Genomic DNA, 18,368 nt, shown 5'->3' with positions numbered 1-18,368 from the left:
GAGACAACACCATGTCCGATGTCGTACTGACCAGCGCCGAAGATGGCGTACTTGTCATCACCCTGAACCGCCCAGAGGCCAAGAATGCCGCGAACAAGGCGCTGGCCGAAGGCGTTGCCGCTGCCATTGACGAACTGGAGAGCAATCCGGACCTGCGCGTCGGTGTACTCACCGGCGCTGGCGGCACGTTCTGCTCGGGTATGGACCTGAAGGCGTTCGTGAGCGGTGAAACACCAAATATCGAAGGCCGCGGCTTCGCGGGCCTGACTGAGTACCTGTGCGCGAAACCACTGATTGCGGCCGTTGAAGGTTACGCACTGGCTGGCGGGTTTGAACTGGCCATCAGCTGCGACCTGATCGTAGCCGCGGATGATTCAAAATTTGGCATTCCCGAAGTGAAGCGTGGCCTCGCAGCCGCCGCAGGCGGCCTGGTAAAACTGCCCAAGCAGATTCCCTCGCGCATTGCTATGGAACTGGCGCTGACCGGTGATTTCATCAGCTCACAGCGTGCTGCAGAACTGGGCCTGATCAACGAAGTAGTTGCCTCGGGTAGCGCACTGGACGGCGCCAAGGCTCTGGCTGCGAAGATCGCAGCCAACGGCCCGCTGGCCGTAGCCGCCTCCAAGCGCGTTGTGGCCTCTGCCCAGGACTGGAACACCGACGAAATGTTCGGCAAGCAGAACGACATCGTTATGCCCGTGTTCACCAGCGAAGATGCCATTGAAGGCGCCACTGCCTTCGCCGAGAAGCGCGCCCCCAACTGGAAAGGTAAATAAGGAGAGCAACCATGGCTGAAGCCTGGATCATAGACGCCTGCCGCACACCCCGTGGCATTGGCAAAAAAGGCAAGGGATCACTGGCCGACCAACACCCACAACACCTGGGTGCCACTGTCCTGAAAGCGATTGTTGAGCGCAATGGCATCAAGACAGAAGAAGTGGGCGACGTGATTTTTGGTACCAGCTCCCAGCGTGGCCGTCAGTCAGGCGACCTCGCTCGTATGGCGGCACTGGAAGCGGGCTTTGATATCCGCTCCTCCGGCGTGACGCTGGACCGTTTCTGCGGTTCAGGCATTACCTCGGTAAACCTTGCCGCGATGAACGTAATGTCCGGTTCAGAAGATCTGGTGATCGCCGGCGGCGCCGAGATGATGTCGACCTTTGGCGAAGACGGGCTGCCCCCCAACCCCTTCCTGGACAATGGCAACGAAGCCCTGCGCGCCATCCACCCGCAGCCTCACCAGGGTGTATGTGGCGATGCCATCGCGTCTAAGGAAGGCATTCCCCGGGAAGCGCTGGATGCTCATGCAGCCGAGTCGCAGAAGCGCGCGGCAAACGCTATCGAGAAAGGTTACTTCGAGCGCAGCCTGATCCCCGTGTACGCCACCGACGGCAGCCTGGCCCTCGATAAGGAAGAGTTCCCGCGCCCTGGCACGACCGCAGAGAGCCTGGCTGAGCTCAAGCCCTCCTTTGAGGCCATGGCGGACTTCCCGCTGGACGAGGCAGGTACTACCTACCGTAAGATGATTAACCAGGTGTATCCGGATTTGGAGGTCAAACACTTCCATCACGCGGGTAACAGTTCCGGCGTGGTTGATGGTGCCGCTGCCGTGGTGCTGGCGTCACCTGACTACGCACAGAAGCAGGGCTGGAAACCACGTGCACGGATCGTTGCCATGGCCAACATGGGCGACTGCCCTACTCTGATGCTCAACGGCCCCGTACCGGCTGCCAAGCGAGTGCTGGAGAAAGCTGGCCTGACTCCAGACGATATCGATCTGTGGGAGATCAACGAAGCGTTCGCGGTTGTTTCCGAGAAGTTCCAGCGTGACCTGAACCTGGATCGCGACAAAGTGAACGTGAACGGCGGTGCGATGGCACTGGGTCACCCCATTGGCGCCACTGGCTCCATCCTGATCGGCACGATTCTGGATGAGCTTGAGCGTCGCGACGGCAAGTATGGTCTGGTGACCATGTGTGCCGCGGGTGGCATGGCGCCCGCAGTGATCATTGAGCGTATGTAAACCGCGCTGAGCGTTAGTTCAAACGGGGCCTTCTGGCCCCGTTTTTTGTTGTGCACCCGCGCATTAAAGCTCCAATCAGACGCCACGCACGTATCTTTCTCTGCTATCAATTCACAATCATTCAGCCGCTATGACATTTTCTGACGACGAGCAATCGCGAATCATCGAGATGGCCTGGGAAGACAGAACACCCTTTGAAGCTATTGAACAGCAGTTTGGGCTGGATGAGAGCGATGTCATTAACTTTATGCGGCGACAGCTGAAACCGGCCTCTTTCAAGCGCTGGCGCGCACGCGTGTCAGGCCGGAACACCAAACACAGAAGCCTGCGCAGCCCGGACGTCTCGCGCGGCTACTGCCCCACACAGTACAAGCAGCGCTAACGTCTCAGCACCTCTCGAAATAACCTCATGCTTGGCCGTATAGTGACTGAGCCCAAGAATCACACATTGGAGGTGGGCCATGAACTGGGATGCTGTAGGTGCGATGGGCGAATTGCTGGGCTCAGTGACCGTACTGATTACGCTGATCTATCTTGCTATTCAGACACGGAGTATCAATCGACAATCGCAGGCCGAAGCACGGTATGCCTTCGTCGACGCCATGGGAGAGATCAACATGGTGATTGCGCAGAGTGAAGCCAATGCTTCTGTGTGGCGGCGCGGGCTGAAAAGCGCCGATGAACTGGCGGAAGACAAGCGCATGCAGTTCATGATGTACATGGGCCAGTACGCAAATCTCTGGTCGGTGATGCACCAGCTCCACGAAGACCCGTTACTTCCGGCAACACAATGGAACATTGTGTGTGCCGACATCCGGAGCATCTTGGGTTCAGATGGCGGACAATGGTTCTGGCGAATGGGCGGCAGTGAAGCGTTTGACCAGCCTTTCTCCAGCTTCGTCAGTTCACTGCTGGCCGGAAACTCTGGCGCCTATGACATGGCAAAAATGGCGAGCCGCGAATAGACATCCGATGAGAGCCGTGATGATTGAGGCTCTTGGAACAAGAGTAGATCGACGTCATGTCTCAGGCGAAAGCGATGAAGCGGGCGACCGCGGCCACCTCAAAGGAGACCTTATTTGAGCGCGATTTTGAGATGATTCGAATGTCCGCTTTGTGCCAATAGTGGACATTAGGGCGGAGGAGCTGCATTCGTACTTTTGCTACCGGCCGCGATTTGCGAACACTCGTGCGATAGCGATAAACCTGAGAATCAGTGCCAACAATAAACCTACCAGCATTGCCGGCACCGGCTGTGAGGGCGTAGTCGGACTCGGCTGCGGAATAGCGATAGAAGCATCGTGCAATTCAAACGCCAAGTTATCGGGTTGTGGGGCACAACCATACGTTTCCATCCGCATCAAAACTCCACCGGAGATCGTTGGTAGTAGCGCCCTTAGCCCAACTCCATGACCCAGCGAGACTCGTGTTGTTGAATACACATAGGCAGTAGTCAGTGGAACCCATCAGGGCTATCGGAGCGGCAACGTTAAACGTGTATTGGTAGATCGGATCAGTTCCTAGTTCAAGTCCTTCAGTGTCTACGCGCACGACAGCAACGCCAGGCAACTCGATCAGTGGAACGACTTCAGGAGAGCCACCACCATCGTCAGCAAAAATGTGAATTGTGAAATTGTCTTAAGGTAAACCTGAACCATAGGCACCCCAGGCCACGACCGCCTAAATGCTGGTGTCCGACGCAAGAGAAAACCGCTGGGCCTGCTGGTTGACAACATCAAACGTGAAGCTTGGCTTGAATCCCCCTGACGCAGCGAGCCATAGAGGGCAGGGACTACCTCATCGGCGATTTTTCAGCGGCCGTCAACATTCTGGGGCATGCCTGCCAGGACCAAGTGTTTGGGTGTTACCAATGACGAGACTTACCCGAACCTCAGTGACTATGTCGAGCGCTTGTTGGCGCGCCCAGCCTGTGACAAGGCCTTTAAAGCGTGAAGATCGGCGTGTCTTATCAGTGAGTTGATTGTCGATTAGGCCCGTTATATTTTGGGTCGTGTGCATCCATAATCGACCTAGCGATCGCTTTCAGGTCAGTTTGGTAGTCGGAGTCGTAGGCGTACTTATCGAGGTCTACGCCGTAGATCGCGTCCATCCAGATCAACTCAGCCAGATCCTTGATGATCTGGCCACCGTGTCCCTTGTAGTCTGTGAACAGAGAGCTATCGCTCGAGCCCTGCAGGTTACTCACATCCGGCAACTCACCCGCTTCAAACAGCGCGCGTAACTCAAGGGCCGCCATGCCGTAAGGGATGGCATAAATTGTCACCCCCGGATACTGCGCACGTAAGTCGTCTACTGCATGCAGCACAATAGTGTTATAGAAGCGGTGCCAGAGGTCTGCATAACTGGCGGCATCCGCATAGTCGGTTGGAAAGTCAATCCAGGGCATACCGATGAAGAATTCGGTATCCGGGTTTTGGGCCAGTGCGTAGTCGAACCAGAGCTGGTAGCCCTCGAGGAGAAGCGTGGGTTCTCCGTCAGGGTTAAGCACAGGATCCCCTTCGAGGGTTCGCTCGAAGTCGCAACAGGTCATGCCGAAAACGTCGACGTCACCTGAGTCCAGCACTGCCTGTACATTGGCGCGATGTCCCGCATCGTTCCAAAGGGCCAAGGGTGCACCGGAGGTGCCGCCAGAAAACTCTACGGTCTGACTGTGCCCGTCAACGCCGGCGCGTACGGCGTGGTAACGCACCTGCTCGGCGATGGGACGGAAAAAACTGTGGCCCATCAGCATCATTTTGAGGCCGGGGATTTGTCGGAATGGCAGGGCGGGATCGCCCGCGCGCACGTCGTCAATAAAGTTATCCACGGTGTTATTGACTGGCCCGGCATCGAGCGTGGGTACATGGCCGCGATCCGTGATAAAGGCCATTTGGTGCGGTGAATCGGGCTGGTCCGCAATGGCCTGCCTGATGCCTTCATAGTGATAGTCACAGTTATTGATAAGACCCAGGGCCTGTGCTTCGGGAATGACGGGGAAATCGTTATAGCAGAACGCGTCGTTCCTCCCCCCCACGAAGATCATCGGTACATCGACAAAACCTCCGTTTATGCGTGCCTCAACATAGGCGTTGTTGTCCAGCTGGCCGTAGAAACCAAGCTTTTCGATAACGGCGTCTGGGTCGAAACCCGGCTGGTTGTTTGAGCCAGGCTGCCCGCTATACGCCTCTGCAAGGGGCAGGCCATTAGGCGTGATGATAGCCGAGTCCGGTACGACGCCTGTCAGGTAAATGTCCTCCGCGGCAAAGCTCATGGCCAGGTTGTATACCCCTGTGGAACCCGCGCTGGTGCCGTGGGCCCACACCTCGGTCGTGGGGTAGTTGGCCACGGTGTACGCCACGGCAGACATGGTCGCCTGCATGCCGTTGACCTCTGCCTCGGGGTTCGGGTTGTCGGGGTAAGGTGTGCCCAGGCCGGAATACAGGTCGTGATCACACATGGAAACCACCAGCAGCCTATAGCCATCTCGTATGCGGCGCGTCAGGGTGTTGTCAATCACCTGCCCACCATCAATGGTGCGCACTTCCAGAGTGTTCAGCAAATCCGGGAAAGTCTCTTCATTGTTCCATGTGTCTTCTGTCTGGCCGCGAACAGCGTAATAGTTGCCCTTATCGTCATAGTGGCCGACTCCGCCGCCGTGCAGGTAGACCCACAGAGGCGCTTCATCATCGGCGCTGCCGTTGGTGGGGTTCAGGACCATGAACGTGTAATTGCCCGATATGCCGCATTGGTAGGCAGAGTTGCGGTAGAAATCGATATCCAGGCCGGACCGGGTCGAGTTCCGTTCGGCGGTAAGTGCGATACCGCTGGTGGTTCGGTTGACAGTGAACCGGGGCTCCAGATAGGTAGTGAGCGTAGCGTCGACCAGTACGCCCTCCTCGCATGTATTCCCTTCGAAATCCGAAGAACGGAAAGTGCACGATGCAGAGTCGCCGCCACATAAACCAGCCTGGTTTTCCTCCCAGCCCGCGAAGTACCAGCCTGGTGCCGGCTGGGCGATAAAAGTCTCATCAAAGTAGGTGTCAATGACATCCACGGTGCATGTCTTGTTCGGCGCGCACTCTATCGCTGTTGATGCGGTGGTAACGCGGCCTTCCACAGGAGTTTCAATCTGGATATTGCAGGCTTTGAACGTATTTTCTTCACCGGGCTGCTCGGGCAGCTCGGGCTGAGATGGCTGTTGGGGCTGTGACGATGTGACAACTGGGTCCTGCCCTGAGCTGGAACCAGAACCCCCCCCGCATCCTACGGTCAAGGCCAGGCAGGTCACGGCAGTGCTTTTTAATAGATGGCGATACATACGATCTAGCATTTCAGTGTTGTTCTAACGCATGTGTGAGAGATTCTCCCACGCGTATAGCCGCGATGAGAATTGGTCATGGTAGCACTTAGCACACCAATACCTCTTGTTAAAATGACCGGGTTTGTTGTCCGTATTATCAGAGCTTGATCAAGTTCACGTTTTTCTTGAGAGATGAACTGAACGCTTGGTATTGCCAAGTTAACAGACCGTCATTGGCAGAACGGGCTGACGAATATTTACAAACGCTATAGGTTCCCATCTGACAAAATCACTTACGCCGTTTGGCTCTAATGCCGTTTCGAGCTTGGCCACGCGGATATCTAAGATCTTCTCGCTGAATGAGGCATTGTTATCAGCCAGTGATCCACCCACCGACTGTGAAAACCGAGGTGTCACCTATTCCTCCCGGAATAGTCGGGTGGTGTAAATAACTATTAGTCTCTGAGAAACATTCAAAAACGGTGGACCCGGAAGGACTTGAACGGCAGCGGCCGACCGTCTTCGACCTGCCGATTATGAGGGGCTTTGAGACTGGGTTTTCGGCTCAGCAGGTGCAAGCAAGAAAGCTAACGGTTTTTCACCAGACGGAGGTGCGCGAAAATCGAAGCCGAGCCTATTCAGAACCAGGATGAGTCAGTTTCGGTGGCAGGCTACTAGTAACCAGAAGAAACTTAAGCCGTTTCCGAAGCCGAACTCAGAACCTTTCCTGAACCGAGACAACAAGATCCGCTCTCACCTAAAAGCGGCCGGTCGGTGAAGTTCAGATAACGTTTTTTTAGGACCGCTTCCGGCCAGGAGCAGCCAACTTAAATCACATCTGTGATGCTTGAAGTTGCCAGAATTGACGTAATTTCCAGAAACGTTGAAGTGAAAGCTCTGGAAACGCTCTCCAGCCAGAATCGAAGGGCACTGATCGGCCGGGAGCAGCGCAGCGTTGGATATTGTTATCGATCAATGAGGGACTGTAGATTCATGAATCTGATTTATTGCCCGGAAAAACACTTAGCATCTGAAAATCCAGCCGCCAGTCCAGCGAGGTTGACAAAGTACCCGCTCAATCATAACATTGATATAACGTTGTAATATTATTTTATTTATGAAGACAGCTACTCGAGATCGCATCCTGAACTGCACGGCTAAATTGGCGACCACGCCCGATAACCGAAAGCTGACTATACGAAACGTAGCCGAAGACGCCGGGGTTACGACACAGGCGGTCTACACACTATTCGGCGGGAAGGAAGGTTTAATCGCCGCTCTCTTTGAGGAGTGTTGGAATACGCTGACTTATCGTCTTCGCGATGTGCCAGAGAGCAGCCACCCCCTGGAAACCCTGTGTTCCCTAGGTCGTTGTTACATCCAGTTTGCCAAAGAGAACCCGGAGTTCTACACGCTAATGATCGGTCGGGCCACTGGCAGCGTTACCGTGCCTGATCGGGAGCTACGGCACGCGGCGCCGTGGAGTTCCATCACCATCAATGTCGTCAACAAAGCTATAGCTGATGGAATTCTATCCGGCTCACCAGACGAAATTGGACGTCTCCTGTGGTCCACGGCGCACGGGTACATCGATCTCACCATCCATGGATACCTTCGATCAGATGATGAGCGCTTTTTACAACAGGCAACTCTGGCCTTGTTCAGCACTTTTGCCGGACCAAGATACTCGTCGGAGATGCTAATCAGCGAGGAGTGGTTCGGCTCTTGAAAACTTATCGATTGGTCGTGCTCGGTGCCACTGGCGTTACGGGTCAAAACACGTTCCGGCATCTTGCTGAGCATCTTCCGGCGGACTTTAGCTGGGCGATAGCCGGGAGAAATCCGGACAAAATGAAGAAGCTCGTGTCCGACTTCCCCGACAGGAAATCCACACCCGCTTACATCCCGGCGGACGTCGTAGACAGAGATTCCGTCGATGCCCTAATCAAAAATTGCGACGTGCTGATTCACCTCGCGGGCCCTTACGCCACGCACGGCGAACTGTTTTTTGAAAAATGTATCGAGCATCGCACGCATTACGTCGATATCGGCGGCGAAACGTTCTTTATTAAGCGGATGATCGAAAAGTACCACCAGGCTGCGAGCGACAAAAACGTGATTTTGCTCCCCACGGCCGGGTACGAGTCAGTACCCTTTGATCTGCTAACCCTGCTTGCGATAACACATCTTGAAGGCGCCTATCAGGAGCACTGCGCAAAGATAAAAATTGTCACCTCATTCCACAGATTAGGGGGCGTCCGAGATAACCGTATTAGCGGAGGAAGCATCGGCACAATGAGGAACATTTTGGCGGGGGATGACTGCAATGCGTTTAATGACATGGCCTGCCTCCTGCCTCCCAAGGCAGACAACGGTCGGGTGCGAGACCGCAACAAGATTCGCTATGCTGCTCGCTATGATGAGGACGTCCAGGCTTTTACGGGTCCGCTGCAGCCCGCGCCCTTTCTGAACGTCCCTGTCGTTCTTCGTTCTGCACACCTCCTTTCCCAGGTTGGTATCGACTACGGAGCAAACTTCTCCTACAGCGATTCCATGACTATGGAGTTCTATGCTGACAGCCCTGAGGGTCAGCAGCGAGCCGCGAAGAGAAGTGCGAGGATCAACAAAATTACCTCAATGGCGCTTGCAGGGCCCAGGCCACTGCGTGGGCTTATCCGGCGCCGACTTGATAGCCTGGGTGTCGAGCCCGGTGACGGCCCCAGCCAGGAGTCGCTGCCCTTCGTTGACTACACGCTGAGACTGTTTGGCGAATCTGACAGAGGGCGTTCTATACGGGCACAAGCCAGGGCTAAAGGGCATCCTGGCTACTTATCCACTTCAAAGATCGTCGCGGAGGTGGGGCTTTTTCTTGCGGAGGAGAACACACGGCCGCCCGTTTCCTTCGGTGTGGTAACTCCCGCAACGGCGCTAGGACTAGAGTTTCTGCCCCGCCTGCAGCGAGCCGGCGTGAAGATGGAGATGTGCAATTACTAGTACGTCAAAGCCACTAGGCTGGAAGGGCTAGACCGTTGACGGAGCAACAACCTCTAATCGTGACCGCTTTGTGGTTTTGCCCTAAATCCGTGAACACCTAGAGTAGGGACAGAAAGCCCGGCGGATGTGTCAGATGACAAACCCCAAGGCGTACAAACGCTATCGCACGGAGTTTACGCAAGAGGCGGTACACAGAGCAGCGGAGGAAGGCACAACCGATAAAGCGGTCATCGGCCCAAGATTCTCCCAACGACTCAAAATAGGCGAAAGCGGTCATGTCCCCTTCCACCTCGTAGCGGACATCGATCGCTGGTAGTTGAATGTCCGCTTTGGGGCCATTAGCGGACGTTGACTATTCCGCTATATCCTCGATTAAATATTGGTCGCCCCGGCCGGTGTTCTGAGTCAGGCGCAATTTCACTCTACCCGTATAACCAGCGGGAATATTGCCAAGACCGTCTGCCAGAATCAGCTGACCAGAGTCCAACTCTACTCGATACCTTCTGCCTCCGGGACGTGCGAAAACACCTCCAGAAGCGGATTGCTTAACGTGACCGTAGACGATTCGCCCTGATGTATCGACCTCTCCGGTCGAGTGAACATAGCTGGCAGCCGCGTAAACGCAAAGAATGACCGCAAGCAATAACACCCAAGGTAACCACGCTCGGACTCTCTCTTTCCTCGCGAACGCGTCTAACGATTTTTCCACGATCTAGCTTCCTCTAAGAGGCCAAGAGCGGACTTGGATGGTCATGAGTTCTACATAAACCTCAGATACTTTTTCCAGACCCAATAGCGAATAATCTTGCCTAGCAAAATGCCCACGACGTAAGAGGGTGCTGAATATGACATCAAGTAGTTTGACGGGCACCCAAGCCATTTGGGCGACATGGCAGCTACAACAGTAAGACCAACCATAATACTCAGTCCCAAGATGCCACCGGTCAGCATGTTTATGTATATAGGTCTCTTCTTGTAGATAGCCGTAAGGAAAGAGGAGTTAAATTGCCTGTCTGTCCCTTCAGATATTTCGTTGCTAGAGATCCCAAGGACAAAACCGATCAGCAAACCGCAAACTAGGCCAATGGTTATCGTTATTGCGGCAGCAATCAAAATTTAGACTCACAAATGTGGGCTACTATTCTCACGGGACTGAATTCGGCTGTTTCTTCAGCGACAGCTTTGGGGCCAATAGCGGACACTCGCTAACGCCTCAAGCAGCGGCGCGCGTTAGCGCGTCTAGCCCGTTAGGGCGTTGCTGCCTTGACTTGTTATGTGTGACTTTCACAAACTTTATTTCTTATTGCTATTAATGTTGCAATGATAAACCAAATTGCAGAAATGATAATGCCTAGTGACCCAAGCCAAAAAAGAGCTCTTACAAATTCAAGTAAAAAACCATTAGGGCATCCCCACATGCAAAGTGGCCCGATTACGAAGTAGCAAAGAGCTACGATAGTAATTGAAATAAGAAGTAGTAATGCGGGCTTATTAAAACTCATTTTGATTTACACATAACGCCGCCAGCACTGGCCGGAGCACGCAGTGCGGAGGCCCAGCCCCGAGGGGGCAGCTGTGCCTGGCCTTGTCAGGTGCATCTATCTCGAAGCTCCCTCATCCGAGCTACTGCGCCATCAAAATCTGCTAACGCCTTATTAATGATCGATGCTCTTACTGCGACAATATCAGGCTCGTTCACTCCTTTAGGGGCTCGCTGTAGCCATTGAGAGATTCTATTTTTTCTTTGTTCGTAGACGTCGAGGGACACCGACTTGCTCTTCAAAAATGACTCCCATTCCTCTTCCCGTTTTTCATCTCCGTTGCATTTCGCACATGAGAGCACGTGATTAAATATGCTGTTCGTTCCGCCCTCTGAAATCGGGACAAGATGATCGAGATGACCGGTTCTTGAATCCCGTTCGATTGACACACCACAATAGGCACACTGGGAATCAAAATATTCCCATAGTTCTTTTTCCTCTGCCTTTGAAGGGTGTGGATCACAAATAGCTCCGAGGCTTCTCTTGATCTTATTCTTTGCCATAGACGGCGTATCTTTGGCCATCCGGGCACCTACCAGCTAAGTATATGGACTAAGTAATTGTGCACAGGAAATCCTTTTCATTGAAGGGCAGCTTCGTGGACGTTATCTGCCATACAATTTACCACAGAACCCAGGGGCAGCTATGGGGCCAAGAGCAGACATGGTTGATAGATGGAATTCACTTACGCTCAGCAACTATCTGCTCCGCGATTCGCTGATTGATAAGATCAACCTTCGGACCATCCAATTGGTTCCACTCTATTTGTTTTGTGCCCTCATGGGTAACTATTGAATAATCGATACCTGCTTTTTCGAATGCGGCTTCATAGCGTGCTTGCATGTCGTCATTCAGCAACACTGCTGTCTCCCACGTGGTACTACTTAGTTCAGGCCCAGAATGGACTTCCCTTGTTATGCCGTCCACACGCGCTTGATCCTTGAGTAGAGTGACAACCATTCCCTCAGAAGCCCCTTCTGATTGTACTTCGTATTGAATGCCTTCTTCATCAAACCGCGTTAGCGCGAGTGCCTGTTTGGCAGGGTCGGCCATCGCGAATACTCGGCCACGATGCCCAACCAATTCATCGGAAGAGCCAGAGCAAGCATACACGGTCAGCGATAATAAACTTAGGGCAAGGAGTCGGAACATCGGCTCAAATCGTTCAACATAATTAATGTCCGCTTTGTGGACGAAAGCGGACGTTCAACAAACCATAGCAAAAGGTCCGCAGTTAGGCGAAAGCGGACATCCGGAGAACCCCGTTCAACAGCTTTTAGGAGTTCCCATACAGCGTGCGTCTCAGTTCAGGGATGCCTTCAGTCAGCATCTTCGACAACTGAGTCAAACAAGTTACTGGTATCCACTTCCTGCAATAGGGGATGGTCAACGATACGCCGGCGAAGATGTGTGAAGTCAGATTCCATACGCGCCAGGGCGTACCACACAGCAGTGGCGAAACTCACCTCTGCTCTGGCAGCCAGTAACAGATCATCCCGCGACGCCAAAATCCGTTGCGCCGTGCCTAGCCTCGACGAGGGCTCCGTCACGGTAGGCGAGAGGGTATTCGGATCCTCGGCTTCGTCAGAATTGCGAAAATAGCCCGCCAGAGGATTGTACGCGGCCATCATATCTACCGGCACTAGCCCACTCACAAGTGCCGGATAATCACCGCGTAGCGGTGTCGTCTGCTTGAGCAGCACCCCCGGGCCAGTGAAGATGCCCGATATCCAAGCTTCCAATTCACGGTCGTCTAATTGCCTAAAGCCGCCGGCGTTAATGACGGAGTCATAGCTGCTCCGAGTGAGCCAAAGCTCAGCGTTGCTCGTGCTCAGGGTCATGTCACTCAGCAAGCTTTCAGACTGCAGCGCCGCCTCATCACCAGACTCAAGGACAGCGATGACGCGTTCGAGTCGGGCCAACTTGGTTGGCACGACATCATCCTTAATGATGTTGATGCTGAAGAGGTTCTGATCGATCTCACGCACGAACGACGCGAGGTAACCCTGCAATTGCTCTGTATCATCCCGCTCTTGCTGCCAGGCATCTACAGCGAGCGCCACGAGCACACCGAGAACGGTGATGATGAATTAAAAGATCGTTAGCCTTGTAGCACTGAACAGGCGCGACACGATTGCCATGTCTCCCCTCCCTGGGTCATCCCTCCAAACGTGCTATCAAGCCTATAACTAAGAAGCATGCGCCGCCACAAACGCGTAGGCGCCGCCGCTGTGTTGGTATTCACGCATCACGCTCTCAACAGCCCCGCTTTCAATGTCAGCCGCTAGCCGGGCAACGCCATCGCGTTTTTCTGCGGCGCTGCACAAGCCATTTCTAAATGAGGAGATACCCAGGCGTACAGCCTCAGACAAATATACTTCGGGCCGCTGCTTCCCACTGTGAAGAAAGAAGTCCTGCAGCGCCGGTGTTACCTCAAAGGGCTGTATCTCGCATTGTGTAAAGCCCGCATCGGAAAGCGCCGTTGTCACCGCATCGCGGCCAGGCATTTGCTCGCAGGCAAGTCGCATCATTTCCGGGAAGTAGTGACAGAGCCAGTAGCGCTCCATTTGCTCAGGAAACGCGGTGAAGAGCACAAAACGCGCCTTTGGCTTCAGCACCCTCGCCACTTCAGCAAAGGCGGCGACGAGACGACTGAAGTGATGAATAACCAACGTACAGATAGCGGCATCAAAAGACTGATCATCCAGCGATAGATGCTCGGCACTCATGCAGCGCCACTGCACACCCTCGCATTTGTGCTGCGCCTCCGCCAGCATGGTGGTGGATGCGTCCACCGCCACCCAACGACCGCCCAAGGCAGATCCAGGTAGTCAGCGTTCTGCTGCAGCATCACCAGCGATGCCAGCTGACTCGCGATCTCAGGGTCTGCCCTTCGCGCAGTGTCGTAGCCCGCTCCGATCTGGTCGTAGATAGCTGCCACAGGGATTCGCTGTCTCAGTTCACAACCGATGTGCCACCGTCGATGGCGATGATCTGGCCGGTAATGAACGCGCCCGCCTTAGAGGCCAACATAATTGCCACACCCGCGATGTCACTGGGCTCACCCCAGCGGTGCATGGGAATGGTCTTCAACTCTTCCTCAAACGCGGCCTGATCATTGCTCAGAAACTCCGTCATCTTGGAATAGAACCGCCCCGGCGCTATGGCATTCACACGGATGTGATCATTGGCCAACTCCGTGGACAGCACCCGTGTCAGCTGATGTATGGCGCTTTTTGACGCAGCATAGCCAAAGTTATCAACAGCATTGCCAACCACCCCGGCGATAGAGCCGATATTGATAACGCTGGCTGTATTGTCTGGTGAGGCTGCAGCACGCAACAAAGGCGCCAATGCCTGCGTGAGGAAGAAGGGGCTTTTCACGTTGATATCCATCACCTTGTCCCAGCCCTTTTCAGGCACCTGGCCGAAAGGGGCGCCCCACCCCGTACCTGCGTTATTCACCAGCACATCAATGTGGCTTTCACGCGACATCAGCTCTGATACAAAAGTCTGCATGCCCTCGGCGTTGGAGATGTCGGCGGGGATGGCAATGCATTCGCCGTACTGGCTGAGTTCCTCTGCAGCGCTCACGCAGGCCTCGGCTTTGCGGGCTGTGATGTAAACGCGCTTGGCTCCCGATTCCAAAAAACCCTGAGCCATAAACGCACCAAGGCCCCTGCTGCCACCGGTAACCACACAGACCTTGTCCTGCATGGAAAACAAGCCATCAATCATCACACTCTCCTCGTTCTGTTTTCGTTCAGATCGTCAAGCCGGGTAACTGAGGCCTATGCCTGCACGTTTACCAGCAGCTTCTACACCATGACTGCAATGTACCCCAAAGCCCTCAGGAGCACAGCCGTGGCAAACTACCCCCGCACCTGCTCCCATATCGGTATCTCAGTTCCCAGTGTGGAAGACGCCGTCGCGTTCTACCAAACGGTCATGGGCTGGTACCTCATCATGGAGCCTACGGTGATCACTGAGGAATCAGAGACCCCCATCGGGCAGATGTGCATCGATGTGTTTGGCTCAGGCTGGGGGTCGTTCAAGATCGCGCACATGTCTACCGGCGATCGCATCGGTGTTGAGATGTTTGAGTTCAGCAATAATGAGCCGCCGGGAGAGTTTGCGTACTGGAAGACCAGTACCTTTCACTTCTGCGTGCAGGACCCGGACATCGAGGGCTTGGTGGAGAGCATCGTGGCGCACGGCGGTCGCCAGCGCATGCCCATCAGGGAGTACTATCCCGGCGAGAAGCCGTTTCGTATGTGCTACGTGGAAGACCCCTTTGGACTGATCTTCGAGGTGTACTCACACAGCTACGAGCTCACCTACTCCGCCGGGGCCTACTGATTCGGGATTTACCAGAGCTCGCCCTGCAATTCGCTGGGCGATTCCTTGGCGGCCTTTTTCTTGGCCGGCGCTTTGCGAATAGCAGACTTGCTCTTGGCCGCTTTTTTGGCCGCGGCTTTCACAGGCTGTGCTTTTTTAGCGACCTGAGTGCGAGCCGGCGTCTTTTTCTTGACATTGGCGGCAGCGGGCTTTTTCTTTGCTGCTGCTTTAGGCTTGGCCGCCGGCTTAGCGCTGGCCGTTTTTTTCGTCGCTTTAGTGCGCGTCCTAGCCGGTGCTTTGCCAGCTTTTGATGCGCTGTCGCTGGTCTTCTTGGCCCTCGATTTCACCGGCTTCTTTGGTTTGGCCTCTAAGGCCTCACCCGCAGACGCGCGCTGGGAGGCGGTTTCGCGCAGGGCTTCCCTGTCGGCGCGTGTCGCTGTGGGCCTACGACGCGATGAACGCGGGCGATGATACTCACTGTCTGCCGGGCGCAGATCACCGTATTCAAAGCGATGCAGAATTTCTTCCATGGTTCGGGAGATTTTCGTGCAGATGCGAATGGATTCTACGTTCGGGAACGTGGAGTTTTCGCCACCCTGCATCAGGGTCACCAGTTCCTTCTCGGACAGATGCGACAGCAACTTACCGGGGTTGTACCAGCGGAAGCTGGGCACGATATTGATATCGCCCGAGTATTCCTGATCCATCAACGCATGCACGCCATTAATCAGCATATTAAAACGAGGCCAGTTATCACCCTGCTTCTGGGCAATACCCCGGTAGAAGTTGAGTATCTCCCGGCCTACACCCATGCCCAACGCGCCCAGGGCCGCCGACGTACGGCTGCGCTCACGGTTGTTCTGCAAAAACGGGGTGGCAATGGGGTTCACCATGCTCACGATGTAGTGATTCGTGCTGTACAGGCGCGACAGCCGTTTGGCGGGCAAATCGTCCGCAATGGAGCCATCCACCCACTTGCGGGTGGGTAGGTAAGGCTGCGCTTCGCCATGAAGGTTCTTGGCCATCAGCATTACGGGCGGGAACACACCCGGAACCGCACAGGAGGCCATCACTGCAGAGCGGATGTATACGTTGGGTGAAGTAATGGCGTTCAAGAGCCGCGAACGCTGGTGTGGCTCAGCCGGGGCCACGGTGATGCTGATCTGGCGGCCGGTTTTCTCGTAGGCTTCCTGGAAGGTCATGTCGGGGATTAACCGGGCGATAATCTGTTCCAGGTCACCTATATCGATCTGGGGATTTGAGCCAAAGAACATCCGCGAGAATACGCTGGCTTCGCGCTCTGCTTCGAAATGCACGTTGGCAGGATCATAAAACTGCTCAAGCTCGGAATCGCTGTGGGTGCCCAACACACCGGCTACGAGAGAGCCAGCGCTGGAGCCCGAGATGACGCGGGGTAACAAGCCCTGTTCTAACAGCACCTTCACCACACCCAGGTGATAAAAGCCCAGAACACCACCGCCGCTGAGCATCAGGGCAGAGCGGCCAAAGCAGATATTTGCCCGGTAGAAAAAGTCCATTTTGTCCTGGGCAGAGATCAGGTCTTCGTCCAGGTCAGCCAAGTAGCGCAGGCAGTCATCGATCTCGTCGATGTACTGTTCAATCAGGTGCTTGGTGCCAAATTTTGCACGACGGTACAGAGAGCTGCGGCCCATGCCGCCCATGTTGCCGTGTATCCCCTCGTTCAGGGTAAACAACAGGCCCTGGTTGTCGTGCCGCGCGCGCAGGCTGCGCAATCGGTCCAGTCGTAGGCGAATCTGGGAGTAATCGTACTGGCTGGTCTGGTCTACCTCACGCCAGCGCTTCTGCCCGCTGATATCATCGTGGCTCTGTGCGGCCTCTTTCCAGTCCTCGTAGCTGTCGCATTTATCCATGATGCGTTCCAGCTTTTTCATTTGGCGCGATTGTCTCACCGCGATACCCCCTCTCAACAATCGATGCGCGAAGGATAAAGCATGCAGACGAACCCGCCCAGCACAAAAATCGTGGCCAAGCCCTTGCTAAAACCAGAAAGATTGGGCAGATGCGCCCGCCTCTGCGTACACATACAATAACGGATTGACCCTCAATGGCCCCTGGAGCCCTCGTGCGCGCATATTCATTGGTAATTGCCCTACTCGTCATCATCTTCGGCAGCATCGCCGGATACCTCTACAACAAGTTTTCGACTCTGGCGGGGATGGACTTTACGCCTCCACCGGTTGTCATCGCGGCGGGCCGCGCGACAGATGAGACCTGGGCCACCGAATTAGAGGCAGTGGGCACTATTGCTGCGGTGCGCGGCGTGCAGCTGGCAGCAGAAGCCAGCGGCGAGGTGACTGAGATAAACGTGGTCAGTGGACAACAGGTTGAAGCGGGCCAGTTAATGCTGGTGCTCAATGACAGCGTTGAAAAGGCCAGCCGGGAGCGTCAGGAGGCGAATCTGGCGCTGGCCAAGCTGCTGTTCGAGCGCGATTCCAGCCTGGTTGAACAAAACTCTATCCCGCAGACTCAATACGATCGATCGCGCGCCGACCTGGAGTCCGCTGTGGCTCAGCTGGCGGAAACCGAAGCCAGGCTGGACAACAAGCGCATCGTCGCGCCCTTCGATGGCACCGTGGGTATCGTGCGCGCCAAACTGGGTGATTACATCGCCTCCGGTGACCCAATCACCACCCTGCAGGACTTAACCGAGCTGGAGGTCGATTTTTCGGTTCCGGCACGCCACACACCGCGCCTGCGTCCCGGTCTGGCAGTTGCCGTCAGCACGGCAGCCTTTCCTGACCAGGTGTTTCCGGCAACCCTGCAGGCTTTGGATGCCCAGGTAGACGCCGGCACCCGTAATCTGTCGCTGCGCGCCACTCTGGAGCCCGCCGAGGGGCTGTTACCGGGAATGTTTGCGCGATTGACTATCGATCTCGGTCAGCCACGCCAGGTCATCACGGTACCTGAAACGGCCGTGAGCTATTCGCTACAGGGGAACATCGTGTGGGTAATCGAAGACAATGATGGCGCACCCGTGGCCCAACCCCGAGTAGTAACCACCGGTGATTCCCGCGATGGGAGAATTGTGGTGAATGAAGGTATAGCGGTTGGCGATCAGGTTGTTATCGCCGGGCAGAACAAGCTCACCCGCGGCGCTCGTATCGCCATTGATGACACGGTGGATATGTAA

At 55.1% G+C, this 18,368-nt stretch carries 16 protein-coding genes; 9 read left to right on the top strand and 7 right to left on the bottom strand.

All coding sequences use genetic code 11. The features are described 5' to 3' along the window. Positions 1 to 11 precede the first annotated feature (11 nt). The 4 genes from IE089_RS03225 (at position 12) to IE089_RS03210 (ending at position 2,988) form a co-directional block, all read left to right on the top strand. A complete protein-coding gene (locus IE089_RS03225) occupies positions 12 to 776 on the top strand; it encodes a crotonase/enoyl-CoA hydratase family protein (RefSeq protein WP_189475090.1) in 765 nt (254 codons plus the stop codon). Between the two features lie 11 nt (positions 777 to 787). Next, positions 788 to 2,023, top strand: coding sequence for an acetyl-CoA C-acetyltransferase (locus tag IE089_RS03220; RefSeq protein ID WP_189475088.1), 1,236 nt, complete (start codon positions 788 to 790; stop codon positions 2,021 to 2,023). A 130-nt stretch (positions 2,024 to 2,153) separates the two neighbouring features. Further along, entirely contained in the window at positions 2,154 to 2,405 is a 252-nt protein-coding gene (locus tag IE089_RS03215) for a TIGR03643 family protein (RefSeq protein WP_189475086.1), read from the top strand. Positions 2,406 to 2,484: 79 nt separating this feature from the next. Further along, entirely contained in the window at positions 2,485 to 2,988 is a 504-nt protein-coding gene (locus tag IE089_RS03210; RefSeq protein WP_189475084.1) for a hypothetical protein, read from the top strand. 1,004 nt (positions 2,989 to 3,992) lie between these two features. Here IE089_RS03210 and IE089_RS03205 read toward each other — a convergent pair. Further along, on the bottom strand, positions 3,993 to 6,077 hold the full coding sequence (locus tag IE089_RS03205) for a hypothetical protein (protein WP_189475083.1): 2,085 nt from the start codon (positions 6,075 to 6,077) through the stop codon (positions 3,993 to 3,995). 1,363 nt (positions 6,078 to 7,440) lie between these two features. Between IE089_RS03205 and IE089_RS03200 the strand changes: the two genes are divergently transcribed. The 3 genes from IE089_RS03200 (at position 7,441) to IE089_RS03190 (ending at position 9,633) form a co-directional block, all read left to right on the top strand. Further along, positions 7,441 to 8,052 carry a TetR/AcrR family transcriptional regulator gene (locus IE089_RS03200; protein ID WP_189475082.1) on the top strand — a complete coding sequence of 204 codons (612 nt, stop codon included), beginning with the start codon at positions 7,441 to 7,443 and terminating at the stop codon, positions 8,050 to 8,052. Further along, positions 8,049 to 9,317: a saccharopine dehydrogenase family protein gene (locus IE089_RS03195; protein WP_189475081.1), complete on the top strand. Its 1,269-nt coding sequence runs from the start codon at positions 8,049 to 8,051 to the stop codon at positions 9,315 to 9,317. The genes IE089_RS03200 and IE089_RS03195 overlap by 4 nt, the downstream gene beginning before the upstream one ends. Positions 9,318 to 9,450: 133 nt before the next feature. Beyond that, positions 9,451 to 9,633 carry a hypothetical protein gene (locus IE089_RS03190; RefSeq protein WP_189475080.1) on the top strand — a complete coding sequence of 61 codons (183 nt, stop codon included), beginning with the start codon at positions 9,451 to 9,453 and terminating at the stop codon, positions 9,631 to 9,633. Positions 9,634 to 10,905: 1,272 nt separating this feature from the next. Here IE089_RS03190 and IE089_RS03185 read toward each other — a convergent pair. The 5 genes from IE089_RS03185 to IE089_RS03165 all read right to left on the bottom strand — a co-directional run bounded on the left by IE089_RS03185 (position 10,906) and on the right by IE089_RS03165 (position 14,596). After that, positions 10,906 to 11,361 (bottom strand): HNH endonuclease, encoded by a 456-nt coding sequence (locus IE089_RS03185; protein WP_189475078.1) that lies wholly within the window; start codon positions 11,359 to 11,361, stop codon positions 10,906 to 10,908. Positions 11,362 to 11,539: 178 nt separating this feature from the next. Then, positions 11,540 to 11,911, bottom strand: coding sequence for a hypothetical protein (locus IE089_RS03180; RefSeq protein WP_189475077.1), 372 nt, complete (start codon positions 11,909 to 11,911; stop codon positions 11,540 to 11,542). Positions 11,912 to 12,177: 266 nt separating this feature from the next. Beyond that, entirely contained in the window at positions 12,178 to 12,921 is a 744-nt protein-coding gene (locus tag IE089_RS03175) for a hypothetical protein (RefSeq protein WP_189475075.1), read from the bottom strand. A 126-nt stretch (positions 12,922 to 13,047) separates the two neighbouring features. Next, positions 13,048 to 13,674, bottom strand: a complete 627-nt coding sequence (locus IE089_RS03170; RefSeq protein ID WP_189475073.1) for a class I SAM-dependent methyltransferase — start codon at positions 13,672 to 13,674, stop codon at positions 13,048 to 13,050. Between the two features lie 139 nt (positions 13,675 to 13,813). Then, positions 13,814 to 14,596, bottom strand: coding sequence for an SDR family oxidoreductase (locus IE089_RS03165; RefSeq protein ID WP_189475071.1), 783 nt, complete (start codon positions 14,594 to 14,596; stop codon positions 13,814 to 13,816). Positions 14,597 to 14,722: 126 nt separating this feature from the next. Between IE089_RS03165 and IE089_RS03160 the strand changes: the two genes are divergently transcribed. Beyond that, a complete protein-coding gene (locus IE089_RS03160) occupies positions 14,723 to 15,217 on the top strand; it encodes a lactoylglutathione lyase family protein (protein WP_229802560.1) in 495 nt (164 codons plus the stop codon). Between the two features lie 8 nt (positions 15,218 to 15,225). Here IE089_RS03160 and IE089_RS03155 read toward each other — a convergent pair whose 3' ends face one another. Beyond that, on the bottom strand, positions 15,226 to 17,109 hold the full coding sequence (locus IE089_RS03155; protein WP_229802559.1) for a DUF3336 domain-containing protein: 1,884 nt from the start codon (positions 17,107 to 17,109) through the stop codon (positions 15,226 to 15,228). A gap of 191 nt (positions 17,110 to 17,300) precedes the next feature. Between IE089_RS03155 and IE089_RS03150 the strand changes: the two genes are divergently transcribed. After that, entirely contained in the window at positions 17,301 to 18,368 is a 1,068-nt protein-coding gene (locus IE089_RS03150; RefSeq protein ID WP_189475069.1) for an efflux RND transporter periplasmic adaptor subunit, read from the top strand.

The organism is Parahalioglobus pacificus (genome assembly GCF_014652275.1).
GTDB lineage: Bacteria > Pseudomonadota > Gammaproteobacteria > Pseudomonadales > Halieaceae > Parahalioglobus > Parahalioglobus pacificus.
Note: the sequence above shows the minus strand (reverse complement) of the source record. Positions and strands in the feature narration are given on the sequence as shown.